Below are 13,708 nucleotides of genomic sequence, written 5' to 3' on the forward strand. Positions count from 1 at the left end.
CGCCAGCCCGGCAGCGGTCAGAACAGTGCTCCGCAGAAGGTTGCCACGCATGATGATCAAACCCTTTCGATCGGGGGAAACACGACCGGCGAAAAGGGGGGGGGGGGATGCCGGCACGCGCTCGGGAAAGGTGGACCAGCCCGGCAGGGGGGTGCTCGAGGGGGTCCGACAGGATCAACCCGGCCTGCTGCTCGGGCGACCAGGGGATGTAACCAACCCGGACCCCGGACCATTCCGGCCGACCGCCAACCCAACCGGGTGCGGCTCAGGGATCCCGACCAGGCGCCGGGGCACCCACGGTCACGGCATGTACAACGACCCGACCCACCCACCCATTCCACGACCAGAGCGCCCCCGACCACCGCGCAAAGGGCCCGAAACCGGACGCAGGCACCCAGCCCGCCCAGCCGGAACCGGACACCGCGCCCAGTGCCGCACGGATGTCACCATGGCGCATGACCGGACCGCCGGGTCTTGGGACGGAAACGGCAACCCTGAAGAGGTCAGACGTCCCGCGATCTCCGCGGCACGGCCCGCCACCTGTCCAGGTGGCGGCGTCAGGCACCGCCCGGCGCCGGTGATCTGGATTACGGCGTGCGGGGCAATACGACACCAATCCGGCCGAAAGCACGCCTTTCCCGGTCCCAGTCGGCGGACCTCTCGAGAGGTTGACGAGGTGATCCGACGTAGGCTCTCAAGTGAGAAACGACAGCGGGCCGGACAACCACGACGGTGGGGTACGGCGGTGCGCCGAGGAGGTCACGTGGCCGGGCAGGGCGAGGTCATGATCAGGTTTGGCGGCCCGGGTGACCGCGCCGACCGAAGCGAGGTGCAGGCGTGACCAAGCAGATCCGTCAACTGGACCGGGTGGTCATCCGGTTCGCCGGCGACTCCGGCGACGGCATGCAGCTGACCGGTGACCGGTTCACCTCGGAAACGGCCCAGCTCGGCAACGACATCTCCACGTTGCCCAACTTCCCGGCCGAGATCCGCGCACCCGCCGGCACACTCCCGGGTGTGTCGAGCTTCCAGGTGCACTTCGCCGACTACGACATCCTGACTCCGGGCGACGCGCCGAACGTGCTGGTGGCGATGAACCCGGCGGCCCTCAAGGCCAACCTTTCCGACCTGCCGCGCGGGGCGGACATCATCGTCAACACCGACGAGTTCACCAAGCGCAACCTGGCCAAGGTCGGCTACCAGACGAGCCCGCTCGATGACGACTCGCTCGCCGGGTACGTGGTCCACCCGGTGGCGCTGACCTCGATGACCGTCGGCGCCCTCGCCGAGCACGAGGTGTCCAAGAAGGACGCCGAGCGCGCCAAGAACATGTTCGCGCTCGGCCTGCTGAGCTGGATGTACTCCCGGCCGTACGAGTCGACGCTGCGCTTCCTGGAGCGCAAGTTCGCGGCTCGGCCGGAGCTCGTCGCGGCCAACGTCGCCGCGTTCAAGGCCGGCTGGAACTTCGGCGAGACCACCGAGGACTTCGCGGTCCGGTACGAGGTCAAGCCGGCGAAGATGCAGCCGGGCACCTACCGGAACATCACCGGCAACATGGCGCTGTCGCTCGGGCTGGTGGCCGCCGGCGTCCGCTCCGGGCTGCCGGTGTTCCTCGGGGCGTACCCGATCACGCCGGCGTCGGACATCCTGCACGAGCTGAGCAAGCACAAGCGGTTCGGCGTGCTGACCATGCAGGCCGAGGACGAGATCGCCGCGGTCGGCGCGGCGCTGGGCGCCTCGTACGGTGGGGCGCTCGGCGTCACCACCACCAGCGGCCCGGGCGTGGCGCTGAAGAGCGAGACGATCTCCCTCGCCGTGGCCCTGGAGCTGCCGCTGCTCATCGTCGACGTGCAGCGGGCCGGGCCGTCGACCGGTATGCCCACCAAGACCGAGCAGGCCGACCTCAACATGGCGCTCTACGGCCGGCACGGTGAGGCCCCGGTCGCGGTGATCGCGCCGAAGTCCCCCGCGGACTGCTTCTACGCGGCGCTGGAGGCGGCCCGGATCGCGCTGACCTACCGTACCCCGGTGATCCTGCTGTCGGACAACTACGTCGCCAACGGCTCCGAGCCGTGGCTGCTGCCCGACGTCGAGGCGCTGCCGGACCTGCGGGTCGAGTTCGCCACGCGACCCAACGGCGAGGACGGCAGCACGTTCCTGCCGTACCTGCGCGATCCGGAGACGCTGGCCCGACCGTGGGCCATCCCCGGCACTCCGGGCCTGGAGCACCGGATCGGCGGCCTGGAGAAGGCCGACCGGACCGGCGACATCTCGTACGACCCGGCGAACCACGACTTCATGGTGCGCACCCGGGCCGCGCGGATCGAGACGATCCCGGTGCCGGACGTCGAGGTCGAGGACCCGGACGGCGACGCCCGGGTGCTCGTGCTCGGCTGGGGCTCGACGTACGGCCCGATCGGTGCGGCCTGCCGGGGTCTGCGCCAGCGGGGTCACTCGATCGCGCAGGCGCACCTGCGCCACCTCGCCCCGATGCCGGCGAACCTCGGCGAGGTGCTGCGCTCCTACGACCGGGTGGTCATCCCCGAGATGAATCTCGGCCAGCTCGCGCACGTGATCCGCGCCAGGTACCTGGTCGACGCGATCGGCTACAACCAGGTGCGCGGCCTGCCGTTCACGGCCAACGAGCTGGAGACGACGCTGGAAGAGGTCCTGAAGAATGTCTGAGCCCGTCGCCCTCAAGCTCACCGCGAAGGACTTCAAGTCCGACCAGGAGGTGCGCTGGTGCCCCGGCTGCGGTGACTACGCGATCCTCGCGGCCGTGCAGGGCTTCATGCCGGAGCTGAACATCCCTCGCGAGCGGATCGTCTTCGTCTCCGGGATCGGCTGCTCGTCGCGCTTCCCGTACTACATGAACACGTACGGTATGCATTCGATCCACGGCCGTGCGCCGGCGATCGCCACCGGCCTGTCCGCGACGCGTCCCGACCTGTCGGTCTGGGTGGTGACCGGGGACGGCGACGCGCTGTCGATCGGCGGCAACCACCTGATCCACGCCCTGCGCCGCAACGTCAACCTCAAGATCCTGCTGTTCAACAACCGGATCTACGGCCTGACGAAGGGGCAGTACTCGCCGACGTCCGAGGTCGGCAAGATCACCAAGTCGACGCCGGTCGGCTCGGCCGATGCCCCGTTCAACCCGCTCTCGCTGGCGCTCGGCGCGGAGGCGACCTTCGTCGCCCGCACGATCGACTCCGACCGCAAGCACCTCCAGTCGGTGCTGCGGGCCGCCGCCGAGCACCAGGGCTCCGCGTTCGTGGAGATCTACCAGAACTGCAACATCTTCAACGACGGCGCCTTCGACCAGCTCAAGGAGCCGGCCACCCGGGACGACTACCTGATCCGGCTGGAGCACGGCCAGCCGATCACGTTCGGCAAGGACGGGCAGTTCTGCGTCGTCCACCCGCCCGGCGGCTTCGGCCTCGAGGTGCGCGAGACGGCGGCCACCCCGGCCGAGGAGATCGTGGTGCACGACGCCACGGTCACCGACCCGGCGTACGCGTTCGCGCTGTCCCGGCTGCCCGGCCTGGACCTGCGGAACACCCCGATCGGCGTGTTCCGCTCGGTCGGGCGCCCGTCGTACGACAGCGTGGTGCAGGGCCAGCTCGACGCCGCGCGGGCGAAGGTCACCGAGACGCCGGAGCAGCAGTTCGCCGGCCTCCTGGGCAGCGGCGACACCTGGACGATCGTCTGACGCGTACGCACTGACACGCGAGAGGGCGGGCCGTTCCGGGGGAACGGCCCGCCCTCTCGTGTCCGGCGCGTCAGGCCGCGGCCGAGGCGGACGCCCACAGCTCGTCGATGGCACGCTCGGCCGCCGCGAGGCTCTGCTCGTGCAGCGGGATCAGCTCGGCCATGGCCGGCATCTGCGGGGCGAGCGTGAGCTCGGCGGCGATGAACCGCGGCTCCAGGCCGGTACGCGAGATGCCGTGCGGCAGCCAGGGCTCGGCGTGGTCCCAGCCCTCCCGCGGGGTACCCGCGCCGTAGCCGCCGCCACGGGTGGTCAGCACGATGAACTCGCGGTCACCGAGCAGGCCGGTGCCGGTGGCCGGGTCGAACGCCAGGCCGGGCGCGATGAGGTGGTCGACCCAGGTCTTCACGCTGCTCGGCGCGCCGTAGTTGTAGAGCGGGAGGCCGAGCAGGACGGTGTGCGCCCGCCTCACCTCGCTGACCAGTTCCTCGGTCAGCTCCCAGGACTTGCGCTGCTCCGGCGTGTGCTGGTCCGCCGGCACCATCCGGGCCATGCCGCCCGCCTCGTCGAGGTGCGGCAGCGGCTCCTTACCGAGGTCGCGGTAGGTGACCGTGCCGTCCGGGTGGGCGGCACGCCAGGCGGCGACGGCGCGGGCGGTGAGCCGCCGGCTGACGGAGTGCTCACCCCGGATGCTGGAGTCGATGTGCAGCAGGTGCGGCATTGCTTATCCTCCACAGATGGTTTGTGTAACGCAAACCATTTATAGCAGAGGGATGTTCGGTGACCCGGGTAAACTCGGTCACATGCCAGGGACAGCACTCGACCAGTCGGAGCACCGGTGTGGTGCGCTGCTCGAGCACCTGGCCCGGCGGATGCGGCTCCGGTCGGAGTCGGTGCTGGCCCCGCTCGGCCTGCGGCCGCGCCACCTGGTGGCCCTCACCGTGCTCCGGGACAGCGGCGGCAGCACGCAGCAGGCCCTCGCCGGCACCCTGGAGATGGACGGCACGAACCTCGTCGGTCTGCTCAACGAACTGGAGGCGGCCGGCCTGGTCGAGCGGCGACGCTGTCTCGACGACCGACGCCGGCACGCCGTGGTATTGACCCCGACCGGCGCGGAACGCCTCGGCGAGGCGGAATGCGCCCTGGCCACGGCGGAGGCCGAGGTGCTGAGCGGGCTGGCGCCGGCCGAGCGGGAGACGCTCTACGACCTGCTCAAGCGCGCCACCGGGGCAGCCGGCACCTGCGCCGACGCACTCAAGGACGACGCCGACCGCTGAGTCACGGGACCGGCGTGGCCGACGTCGGGCGGTCGTCGCGGACGTGCACCAGCATGTCACCGGTCTCGATCACCGCACCCGCCCGATCGGCCAGGGTGACCACCTTGCCCCGCCGGACCAGGGCGATGACCAGGGTGTCCAGCTCGCGCGGGGACTTGCCGACCTCGTGCCGTTCGGCCGACCGCATCGCGAGCGCCATGCCCTGGCCCGGCGTGAGCAGGTCCTCCACGACGTCGATCAGCGGCGGCGCCGACGTGGACAGGCCCAGTAGGCGCCCGGCGGTCGCCGACGACACGATCACGTGGTGCGCGCCGCTCTGCTTCAGCAGCGGGGCGTTCTCCGCCTCCCGGGCGGCCGCGATGATCCGTACCTGGCCGGCGGTCAACTGCCGGACGGTCAGCGCCACCAGGACCGACGCGTCGTCGCTGTCGGTCGCGATGATCACCGCCTTGGCCGTACGGACGTGCGCCTCGTTCAGGGTCGCCGAGCGGGTCGCCGACCCCTCGATCGCCACCAGGCCGGCCGCCGTGGCCTGCCGGAGCGCGCCACCGCTGCGCTCGACCACGACGATCCGGGACTTGTCGAACCCGTTCTCCAGCAGCGCGGAGACCGCGCTGCGGCCCTTGGTGCCGTAGCCGCAGATGATGACGTGGTCCTTCACGGTTCTCCTCCACCGCGACAGGCGACGGCCGGTCCGGTACTGCTCGGTCAGAACTTCCAGGGTGGTGCCGACCAGGATGATCAGGAAGATCACCCGGGCGGGGGTGATGTAGAGGACGTTGACCAGCCGGGCGGACGGGCTGACCGGGGTGATGTCGCCGTACCCGGTGGTGGAGAGGGAGACCACCACGTAGTAGAAGCAGTCGAGGAGGGTCAGACCGTCCTCGTTGACGTCCCGGTACCCGTCCCGGTCGAACCAGACAACCGCGACGGTGGTGAGGATGAGCCCCAGGGCACCGGCCAGCCGCAGGCTCAGCGCGCTCAGCGGATCGCGCCGTTGCGCGGGAAAATGGATCACCGTTCGCCCTGCCCGGACTCCGCTGTCGCCTGCACGCCCACAACATATCGGGTGAGCGGTGATCCGCACGCCGGGGCGGTGGGACGCCGTGACGGCGGCCGGCCGGGCATGATGGGAGTGTCCCCGGACGACGACCGCGAGAGCGAGGCGGAGCATGTCCTTGCTGCGACGAGTGATCGGCGGCGTGCTGCGCCGGCTGCGCCAGCGGCAGGGCCGCACGCTGCGCGACGTGGCCCAGGCCGCCGGGGTCTCGATGCCGTACCTGTCGGAGATCGAGCGCGGGCGCAAGGAGGCGTCGTCCGAGGTGCTGGCGGCGATCTGCCGGGCGCTGGGCATCCGCCTGTCCGACCTGCTGGAGGAGGCCCGCGACGATCTGCGTCGCGTGGAACGGCACGAGCCGGTGGGGTCCGCGCCGGCCCGCTTCGACCGGGTGCCGCTCTCGCGGGCCGAGTCCGCCGGCCCGCGCGTGCGGATCGGTTTCCACGCCGACGGCCCGACGGCGTACGCGGCCCGTCCGGTGACAGCCGGTGGCGTGAGCCTCCCCCTCCCGGCGAGGGCGCCCGAGCGGCTGCTCCACGTCGCCGGCACCCCGGGAACGATCGGATCCGCCCGCACCGGCGGTCCGGCGGGCTGGGCCGGCACCCCGCTCACCGCGTCCGGGCTGCGGGTCCGGTTGATCCCCTCCGCGCCGACCGGTCGCCCCGGTGCGCGTACCGCCAGGATCCTGGCGCGACGGCGGGCCCGCACGGGCCGGCGCCGGCTCTCCGCGCGATAACGCCGGCGCCGACGTCCCGGCGCGGCCGGGCGGCGACCGGCCGCTTCTGCCCTGAGCCGATCTGCCGCCGGCAGAAACGCTCGGAGCCCGACCACCGGCCCGCGCAGGCTGGAAGCGCCGGTCCCCCGGGCGGTGCCGTCGCCCGCCGGCACGGTGGAGGTCGCACGTGATGATCAGGATGTTGGACGACGGGCAGCGGGGTTTCGGCGACCAGGTGTTCGAGCGGCTGCTGAAGGAACGGATCGTCTTCCTCGGCACCGAGGTGACCGACGAGTCGGCCAACCGCATCTGCGCGCAGATCCTGCTGCTGGCCGCCGAGGACCCGGACCGGGACATCAACCTCTACATCAACTCGCCGGGCGGCTCGGTGAGCGCGGGAATGGCGGTGTACGACACGATGCGGTTCGTCCGCAACGACGTGGCCACGCTGGCGCTGGGCATGGCCGGCTCGATGGGCCAGTTCCTGCTCTGCGCGGGGACGGCGGGCAAGCGGTACGCGCTGCCGCACGCGCGGATCATGATGCACCAGCCATCCGGTGGCATGGGCGGCACCGCGGCCGACATCACCATCCAGGCGCAGAACATGCTGCACGTGAAGCGGACCATGCAGGAGCTGATCGCCCGGCACAGCGGGCACAGCGTGGACGAGATCCAGCAGGACTGGGACCGGGACCGGTGGTTCACCGCCGACCAGGCCCGCGAGTACGGCCTCATCGACCACGTGATCAGCCGGGCCGCGCAGCTCACGTCGGGCTGAGCCGCGGCGGTCCGAACTGGACGCGCGGCGGGCGGCCGGCGATGGTCCCGTCGGCCGCCCGCCGCGTCCCTGTGTCCAATGTGCTGGACCAGCGCATGCGCCGACCCCTCCGCAGCGTGCGTACCGACGTCGGACGCGCCCCCTCGATCGCGTCCGACCTCCGCACCTGTGACGGTCTCCGGCAATATGTGCCGCACCGTCGTTACGTCGGAGCCTATTCCCGCCGCACGGAAATCCGCGCGGCGAGCGCGCGCAGCGCCTTTCGAAGCAAATTCGTTACATCCTTGCCTCCCGGCAACCTAACGCCCGCCGTAGCGGGCGTAAGGAAGGGCCCCTTGTTAACGCCTCGCGTTGTACAAGGGACCCCTCTTAACAACACCATCGTCCTACCGCGACCCGGTCAGGACCACCTTGCCGAGCGCGCGGCGTCCCTCCAGGTCGGCGTGCGCCCGGGCCGCGTCGGCCAGGGGGTACGTCGTGACCAGCGGCCGCCACCAGCCACGACCGGCCAGCTCCAGCGATCGGGCGGCGAGGCCCGGGATACCGCCCGGCAGGGCGCGCATCCGCTGCCCGAGCCACCCGACGGTGAGGCCGCGCCCGATCAGGTCCGCGGTCTCCACCCGTGTCGCCTCACCGGCCGACCAGCCGAACATCATGAACCGGCCGCCCGGGTCCAGCAGTTCGAGGGCGCTCCGACCGACCGGGCCGCCGACCCCGTCGTACACCAGGGTCACGCCGCCGAACCGCTCGCGTACCCGGTCCGCCCAGTCCGGGCGCCCGTAGTCCACCACGAGGTGCGCGCCGAGGCCGTCCAGCGCCGCCGTACGCTCCGCGCCCCGCGCGGCCGCCACCACCGTCGCCCCGGCGTGCCGCGCGGCCTGCGCCAGCAGCCACCCGACACCGCCGGCGGCCGACGGGACGAGGACCACGTCGTCCGCCGCCGGCCGTTCCAGCTCGACGATGCCGAGGGCGGTGCGGCCCGTGCCGACCGCGGCCACCGCCTCGGCGAAGCTCAGCCCCTCGGGTACGGGGAACAGCGTCCCCACAGCGGTCACCGCCTGCTCGGCGTACCCGCCGGGGACCATGCCGAGGTGGGCCACGACCCGCCGGCCCGACCAGTCTTCGTCGACGTCGGGCCCGAGGGCGTCGACGATCCCGGCGACCTCACGGCCCGGGACGGTGGGCAGCTCGGGCAGCGGAAGCGGGCCGCCGGCCTCGCCGCGCCGCAGCGCGGTGTCGAGCAGGTGTACGCCGCTCGCCTCGACGGCGATGCGCATCTCGCCCGGGCCGGGTGTGAGGTCGGGCAGCTCGTCCAGGACGAGGTTCCCGGCGGGACCGAATTCGTGGAGCCGGATCGCGTGCATGATCCGATCCGACAACCTCAACCACGGTTGAGGTCAAGGGGGTCCCGGGGTCAGTCACCTCACGCTGACCGCCCGGCCGGCGAGCAGCCGGGTGCTTCACTGTCCGGCATGAGGTGGCGAAGGAGCCGGCCGGTCGTGGCGGTCGTGGCGGTCGTCGCGGCGCTCGCCGGATGGCGCTGGTGGCACAACCGCCCACCGTACGGCCCGGAAGCACTGGACCTGCGATCGTCACTGACGTTCGTCACGTACCAGGAGGCCCAAGCGGCGCTCGGCGCGCAGGTCCACGCACCGGTGGCCAACGACGGGGACCAGCTGGTGCTCGGACGGGTCTCCTGGCAGGCGCCGCCGAAGCCGCTCGACGGCGGCTGGTTCGCGATCTTCCTCATCGACAAGCGGAACGACCGCCGCCCCGGGGTGTTCGGCCTGTCCGCGCCTCGGACGGAGGCGCTCAGCATCGGCAGCCACGGCGCCGAGAACCGGATCCCGGAGCGCTACCCCTGGTTACGCGGGGCTGGCGATGTCCCGGTCGGAGACGGCACCTGGCGTGGCAGCGGCAACCGGGTGGGCGTGTTCGACGAGGCCGCGTCGCCCCTGACGTTCGTCGCGCGGTTCCCGCATCTGGAGGCGCCGGCCCAGGAGACGCTTGTGGCCACTGCTCCGGTGGCGATGTCGGACCTCCTGCTGGCCCTGGCCTACCTGGGGCCCGACGGGCAGGTGTACTGGGCGCAGCGCCTGTCCGGCTGACCAACGGTGATCGACGGTCCGCTGCTGCGCGGGTCCGGCGACCTGAGGCTGATCTCCGGCTGGTCGCTGGCGGCCTCTCAACGCTGACCGTCGTTGACTCTCGGCTCCCACGCCGACGGGACGGCGTCCGCGAGCGGCTCCGGCTGTACGGATGGCTGGCGAATCGGCCAAGGGCGAGACTCCGGGCATCTAGTCTCGAGACTGTGGCCGAGGAGAACGCGGAGCTGTTGGCGATCTTCCGGGACGCCATCAGACGGGTCCGTGAAGGTGCCGTGCGGCATGGTGACGAGGAACTGCACCAGGCGGCACAAGACATCAGCCGGACAGTGTGCGCGGTGAGACGCGGTCGCGGGCAGCCTTGCCTGGAAGCGGCGGAAATGCTTGATTGTCCGGTCTGCGGCAGCCACCCCGGACAGAACTGCATCTCCGTCCCCGGGCACCCGCTGGGCGATCGAACGTTTCACCCGGAGCGGGAACACATGACCGAGGAGCTGTAGCGGATCCCATCACCCTACCGACGCTGCACTTGATCATTTCGCACACGCTTCGCCGTGACGCACCATGGTCGCGTGTCATGGCATCGCCGGACCAACGGGCCGACGCGGCGTGACCCGCGGCTCGATCCCTTCCGGGAGCGTGCGGCGCGTCTGGTTCGCAACGGTGAGCCGGTCGCGACGCTGTACCTACGCGTGGAGACGTGTTGGTGGCAGACAGGCGGACGTCTGTGGTGGCGGACCTGGTCCGAACCGAAAGAGCAGGTCCACGGTTTCGTGCTGACGCAGGCCGGCGTGTTCGACGACTTCATCGTCGACGTTGACGACCTCGACGACGAGCTGCCCGACTGGGCCGACAACAGGTTCCACTATCGCGGCGAAGCCTTGACCGCACAGTGGCTCGACGACCGCTCATCCCGAACCGTCCGGATCGATGTGTTCGGCCTCGACGAGGATGGGGAGTAGACCGCCCACTCCCCTCGACCACTTTGACAGGGGCTTAGGGCCTAGCTTTGCAGCAAACGAACGTGAGGGGCGCACATGGGCGAGGAGAATGCGGCACCGATGGATGTCGTCGAGCGTCTGACGACCAGGCGGCGAGGGTTGTTCCGGAAGGTGGTGACCGGCGACACCGTGGGCCTCGGCGAGCGGGATACGGTCGTACGGTGGCTGCGCGAGCTCCATGAGGAGCGAAACCAAACGGTGATCATCCATCGGCCTTGGGGATCGATCTGCGTGGTCGCCGAGGGACGTGCCCCGACTGACATCATGATGAGCGACGGTGACCGGATGTGGTACGCGGCCCGCCCGGAAAGCAGCCTCCCGCAGAAGCATCCCCAGCTAACCCCGGACCAGGTGGAACACGTCATGCTCGATGCCCTGACCTCAGACGCCTGGCCTCGGTGGCCAGAGTGGCGGGAATTGTGATTGCCCGATGGGCACCTCGCTCGCCCCTGCCACCCCGTCTGCCATCGGCCCTCCTCGTGGGAGCGGGCCGCCGCCCGGCCGCCATGTCAATCGAACCTTGAAGCAGGTTCGGACGCTGGTGGGTCGGGCGACCGCAACGCCAGCTCGCCGAGGCGGCGGGCGTGCGCTCCGCTACATCGCGCGGACTTATGGCCGCGCGGCCCGGCCGGCTAGCCGGCCCACCAGATCACTTGTGACCTATGAGTCCGACCGAGGCGGCCGGGTGATGGGCCGAGGGGAGCCACCCGCAAGCCGGGAATTCCTCCACCACCGGTAGTGGCGCCACGCCGCGACTGCAGCGGCCACGGCAACGAGCAGCGCGGCGGTGCCCTTCCAGGCACGCTCGAACCACGGTCGGTCGTCGCCGAACGCCGCCTCACCAGCCATCAGCAGCCATACCCCCAACCACGCCCACTGCCAGCCGCGTGGCCGGGAGAATTTGTCGGGCGGGTCGGAGACCGCGATGGATACGGCGGTTGCGGCGCAGCAGACGACCAGCAGCGGTAGCCCGATGCGCCAGATGACCTCCCACAGCGACATGTAGCGATCCTGGCACCCCGTTGTACGCATGGCTGTGCGGCGGCCGTCTGAGTTGAGGAAGGTACCGGCACGCCGGACACTCGGACAACGATGACCGTCAGGGCTGGCACCAGGAAATGCGTAGCAGGGTGCACAACGACGTGAAGCCCCATCAGCCTCGGTTCTCGTCCCACGTGGCGACCCTCGCCCCCGTTCTCTTGGTCCTGTCGCTGTTCTCCCTGTCCGGGTTCCTGATCCTGCTCCTGTGGCCGGCGATCGGTTGGCCGGCGTAGTGATTCCGATCCTGCTGGTGGTGCTCGGCTTGACCTCTTGGCGGATCAAGCATCGTGCTCGGCGTGGGAGACCAGACCCACAGTCGGCGCGGCAACTGATGCTTGGCGGAGCAATGGGGTTGATCCTCTGGGCACTGGCACTTGGGACAGTGATGGCAATCGGCAGCGGCTTCCCCCCACTACCCGTGCTGGCGCTCCTGGGAGTGAGCTTGGCGCTGATGTTCTGCGCCGGCCTTCTGGAACGTGCAGCGTCAGATTGATCTGGAAGCGCATTACCAGGGCGACGGCGGGCTGCGAATCGGGGAAGCGCTGGCGATCGTCGTCCAACTGCTCCGCGAGCATCTGGCGACGCTGCCCGAGGGGCCTGGCGCGATCAAGGCTCTGACCTGGTGCCCCCGGCAGGATTCGAACCTGCGACACACGGTTTAGGAAACCGATGCTCTATCCCCTGAGCTACGAGGGCGCGAGGGCCTAGTCTAGCGACCTGGGGGTTCACCTGGGGTGGCAGGGAGTGGCCCACGTTCGCCCATGTCCCCCAGACCGCCGTTCTCCCAGCCCAGGACCACACCCCGAGCACACGAACGCCGGTTTGCGACCGGCGGTCGGCCGCGGTGACCCGCGTTGGCACCGGTTGACCCCGGTCGGCATCCGCTGGAGAGCACACACCGCGCACATCATCGAAGATCATGTGGGGCTACCCGCTTCCCCGGCTGGGCGCCGCCTCCCACGGGGGATCCGGCCAGGTCGCCGTCAGCCGCATGGTGGCTCGGTCGTCGTTGTCGCGGTTCAGGTCCGCTGGGTCGAGGAAGACGCGGTCGATGTCGGACGGCGGGTCGAAGCCGCTTCGTTCGTCAGCGGATCACCCGGGCTCGGCTGGTTCATTGGGCGATGATGAGGTCGGCTACGCCGTAGTGGCTCCACCAGGTAGGCCGGTGTCTGCGGAGTGTGCCCCCGACGCGGGTCAGCAGGAGCCAGTTGCCGTTCTGGACCAGCGCCGCGTCCTCCTGCCGGGCGGCCAACACACGGGCCACGGCCTTCATCATGTTCGGGATCCCCTTGTCGACCACGTCGTCTGCCCGCATGGAGAAGTCGATGTCGACGTACGTCTCCGGCTCCCATTCCCAGCGGGCACCGTTGTCGTCCTCGGCATCGAAATAGCCCTGGTTCCCCGAGTAGACGCTCAGCGCGTACCCGCGCGTCTCGTAGAGCCGAACACTGAACAGCCGCGGGTTGGTGCCGCTCGGCCTCGGCCTCTCGGCGCTGTTCGCCGCCACGAGATCAGCCACGTGTTCCAGGGAGAGGTCACCCGCCAGGGTCAACCTGAACTCGACAGCCATCTCCACGCCTCTCCTCAGTCTCGACGTACGATCTGCACGATCGCGCCACTCGGCGTTACCGCGACGAGTTCTTTCAGCCTCTCGACCGGCCAGGCGTCGAACTGTCTCCGCAGGGCCGCGAGGTCGCCGTGCCAGTCGTGCAGGTTCAGCACCACACGTTGGGTCTGCTCCTTGTCGACCTTGGCGCGGACCTCGCTCCAGACGCCCCGCACCGGCTTGCCAAGAGTGGGCGAATAGCAGTCGAACACATGACCTTCGATCAGGTAATCCGGGTCTTTGTTCGGGTTGCCCGAGTCGCCGGTACGGAGCCGGGCATCGGCGATCTCCTGCCTGGTGGGGTTCTGATGGACCCGGTAGCTCTTGCTGGCGACTATATCGGCGCATTCGTTTTCGAGCTCCAACGGACGCCGCCCTTCGTCGTCCAACCGGTGTGGAATTCTGGTTCTCGGACCGGT

The 13,708-nt window shown here is 70.3% G+C and carries 15 protein-coding genes and 1 tRNA gene; 9 read left to right on the forward strand and 7 right to left on the reverse strand.

Annotation, left to right across the window (positions count from 1 at the left end; genetic code table 11):
* Positions 1 to 837 precede the first annotated feature (837 nt).
* Both AB0873_RS28610 and AB0873_RS28615 read left to right on the forward strand, forming a co-directional pair.
* Positions 838 to 2,685, forward strand: coding sequence for a 2-oxoacid:acceptor oxidoreductase subunit alpha (locus AB0873_RS28610; protein WP_366603563.1), 1,848 nt, complete (start codon positions 838 to 840; stop codon positions 2,683 to 2,685).
* Positions 2,678 to 3,712 carry a 2-oxoacid:ferredoxin oxidoreductase subunit beta gene (locus tag AB0873_RS28615; RefSeq protein ID WP_366603565.1) on the forward strand — a complete coding sequence of 345 codons (1,035 nt, stop codon included), beginning with the start codon at positions 2,678 to 2,680 and terminating at the stop codon, positions 3,710 to 3,712. The genes AB0873_RS28610 and AB0873_RS28615 overlap by 8 nt, the downstream gene beginning before the upstream one ends.
* A 70-nt stretch (positions 3,713 to 3,782) precedes the next feature.
* Here the strand turns inward: AB0873_RS28615 and AB0873_RS28620 are convergent, their stop codons facing one another.
* Positions 3,783 to 4,430 (reverse strand): NAD(P)H-dependent oxidoreductase, encoded by a 648-nt coding sequence (locus AB0873_RS28620; RefSeq protein ID WP_366603566.1) that lies wholly within the window; start codon positions 4,428 to 4,430, stop codon positions 3,783 to 3,785.
* An 82-nt stretch (positions 4,431 to 4,512) separates the two neighbouring features.
* On the opposite strand from AB0873_RS28620, the gene AB0873_RS28625 reads away from it, so the two are divergent.
* Positions 4,513 to 4,986 carry a MarR family winged helix-turn-helix transcriptional regulator gene (locus tag AB0873_RS28625; protein WP_366603568.1) on the forward strand — a complete coding sequence of 158 codons (474 nt, stop codon included), beginning with the start codon at positions 4,513 to 4,515 and terminating at the stop codon, positions 4,984 to 4,986.
* Between the two features lies 1 nt (position 4,987).
* On the opposite strand, the gene AB0873_RS28630 is transcribed toward AB0873_RS28625, so the two are convergent.
* Positions 4,988 to 6,004 carry a TrkA family potassium uptake protein gene (locus tag AB0873_RS28630; RefSeq protein ID WP_155329061.1) on the reverse strand — a complete coding sequence of 339 codons (1,017 nt, stop codon included), beginning with the start codon at positions 6,002 to 6,004 and terminating at the stop codon, positions 4,988 to 4,990.
* 154 nt (positions 6,005 to 6,158) lie between these two features.
* Here AB0873_RS28630 and AB0873_RS28635 point away from each other — a divergent pair, with 154 nt between their 5' ends.
* On the forward strand, positions 6,159 to 6,779 hold the full coding sequence (locus AB0873_RS28635) for a helix-turn-helix transcriptional regulator (protein WP_366603569.1): 621 nt from the start codon (positions 6,159 to 6,161) through the stop codon (positions 6,777 to 6,779).
* Between the two features lie 169 nt (positions 6,780 to 6,948).
* Positions 6,949 to 7,536 (forward strand): ATP-dependent Clp protease proteolytic subunit, encoded by a 588-nt coding sequence (locus AB0873_RS28640; RefSeq protein ID WP_155329063.1) that lies wholly within the window; start codon positions 6,949 to 6,951, stop codon positions 7,534 to 7,536.
* Between the two features lie 386 nt (positions 7,537 to 7,922).
* Here AB0873_RS28640 and AB0873_RS28645 read toward each other — a convergent pair whose 3' ends face one another.
* Positions 7,923 to 8,900 carry a zinc-binding dehydrogenase gene (locus AB0873_RS28645; protein ID WP_366603571.1) on the reverse strand — a complete coding sequence of 326 codons (978 nt, stop codon included), beginning with the start codon at positions 8,898 to 8,900 and terminating at the stop codon, positions 7,923 to 7,925.
* A gap of 135 nt (positions 8,901 to 9,035) precedes the next feature.
* On the opposite strand from AB0873_RS28645, the gene AB0873_RS28650 reads away from it, so the two are divergent.
* From AB0873_RS28650 to AB0873_RS28665, 4 genes are all read left to right on the forward strand, one after another.
* A complete protein-coding gene (locus AB0873_RS28650; protein WP_366603573.1) occupies positions 9,036 to 9,644 on the forward strand; it encodes a hypothetical protein in 609 nt (202 codons plus the stop codon).
* 203 nt (positions 9,645 to 9,847) lie between these two features.
* A complete protein-coding gene (locus AB0873_RS28655) occupies positions 9,848 to 10,141 on the forward strand; it encodes a hypothetical protein (protein WP_155329066.1) in 294 nt (97 codons plus the stop codon).
* A gap of 72 nt (positions 10,142 to 10,213) precedes the next feature.
* Positions 10,214 to 10,603 carry a hypothetical protein gene (locus tag AB0873_RS28660; protein WP_366603575.1) on the forward strand — a complete coding sequence of 130 codons (390 nt, stop codon included), beginning with the start codon at positions 10,214 to 10,216 and terminating at the stop codon, positions 10,601 to 10,603.
* A gap of 75 nt (positions 10,604 to 10,678) precedes the next feature.
* A complete protein-coding gene (locus tag AB0873_RS28665; RefSeq protein WP_366603577.1) occupies positions 10,679 to 11,065 on the forward strand; it encodes a hypothetical protein in 387 nt (128 codons plus the stop codon).
* A gap of 237 nt (positions 11,066 to 11,302) precedes the next feature.
* On the opposite strand, the gene AB0873_RS28670 is transcribed toward AB0873_RS28665, so the two are convergent.
* The 4 genes from AB0873_RS28670 to AB0873_RS28685 form a co-directional block, all read right to left on the reverse strand.
* Positions 11,303 to 11,644, reverse strand: coding sequence for a hypothetical protein (locus tag AB0873_RS28670; protein WP_366603579.1), 342 nt, complete (start codon positions 11,642 to 11,644; stop codon positions 11,303 to 11,305).
* A gap of 659 nt (positions 11,645 to 12,303) precedes the next feature.
* Positions 12,304 to 12,379 (reverse strand) — tRNA-Arg (locus AB0873_RS28675).
* A 415-nt stretch (positions 12,380 to 12,794) separates the two neighbouring features.
* On the reverse strand, positions 12,795 to 13,253 hold the full coding sequence (locus AB0873_RS28680; RefSeq protein WP_366603581.1) for a SitI3 family protein: 459 nt from the start codon (positions 13,251 to 13,253) through the stop codon (positions 12,795 to 12,797).
* A 14-nt stretch (positions 13,254 to 13,267) separates the two neighbouring features.
* Positions 13,268 to 13,678 (reverse strand): hypothetical protein, encoded by a 411-nt coding sequence (locus tag AB0873_RS28685; protein ID WP_366603583.1) that lies wholly within the window; start codon positions 13,676 to 13,678, stop codon positions 13,268 to 13,270.
* Between the last annotated feature and the right edge of the window lie 30 nt (positions 13,679 to 13,708).

The sequence above is a fragment of the Micromonospora sp. NPDC047707 genome, assembly GCF_040704235.1.
Lineage (GTDB): Bacteria > Actinomycetota > Actinomycetes > Mycobacteriales > Micromonosporaceae > Micromonospora.

Bases quoted from the DNA above. Each gene is read 5' to 3' on its own strand.
- AB0873_RS28615 (WP_366603565.1), top strand. From the start codon at position 2,678: ATGTCTGAGCCCGTCGCCCTCAAGCTCACCGCGAAGGACTTCAAGTCC.
- AB0873_RS28620 (WP_366603566.1), bottom strand. From the start codon at position 4,430: ATGCCGCACCTGCTGCACATCGACTCCAGCATCCGGGGTGAGCACTCC.
- AB0873_RS28625 (WP_366603568.1), top strand. From the start codon at position 4,513: ATGCCAGGGACAGCACTCGACCAGTCGGAGCACCGGTGTGGTGCGCTG.
- AB0873_RS28635 (WP_366603569.1), top strand. From the start codon at position 6,159: ATGTCCTTGCTGCGACGAGTGATCGGCGGCGTGCTGCGCCGGCTGCGC.
- AB0873_RS28640 (WP_155329063.1), top strand. From the start codon at position 6,949: ATGATCAGGATGTTGGACGACGGGCAGCGGGGTTTCGGCGACCAGGTG.
- AB0873_RS28645 (WP_366603571.1), bottom strand. From the start codon at position 8,900: ATGCACGCGATCCGGCTCCACGAATTCGGTCCCGCCGGGAACCTCGTC.
- AB0873_RS28665 (WP_366603577.1), top strand. From the start codon at position 10,679: ATGGGCGAGGAGAATGCGGCACCGATGGATGTCGTCGAGCGTCTGACG.
- AB0873_RS28670 (WP_366603579.1), bottom strand. From the start codon at position 11,644: ATGTCGCTGTGGGAGGTCATCTGGCGCATCGGGCTACCGCTGCTGGTC.
- AB0873_RS28680 (WP_366603581.1), bottom strand. From the start codon at position 13,253: ATGGCTGTCGAGTTCAGGTTGACCCTGGCGGGTGACCTCTCCCTGGAA.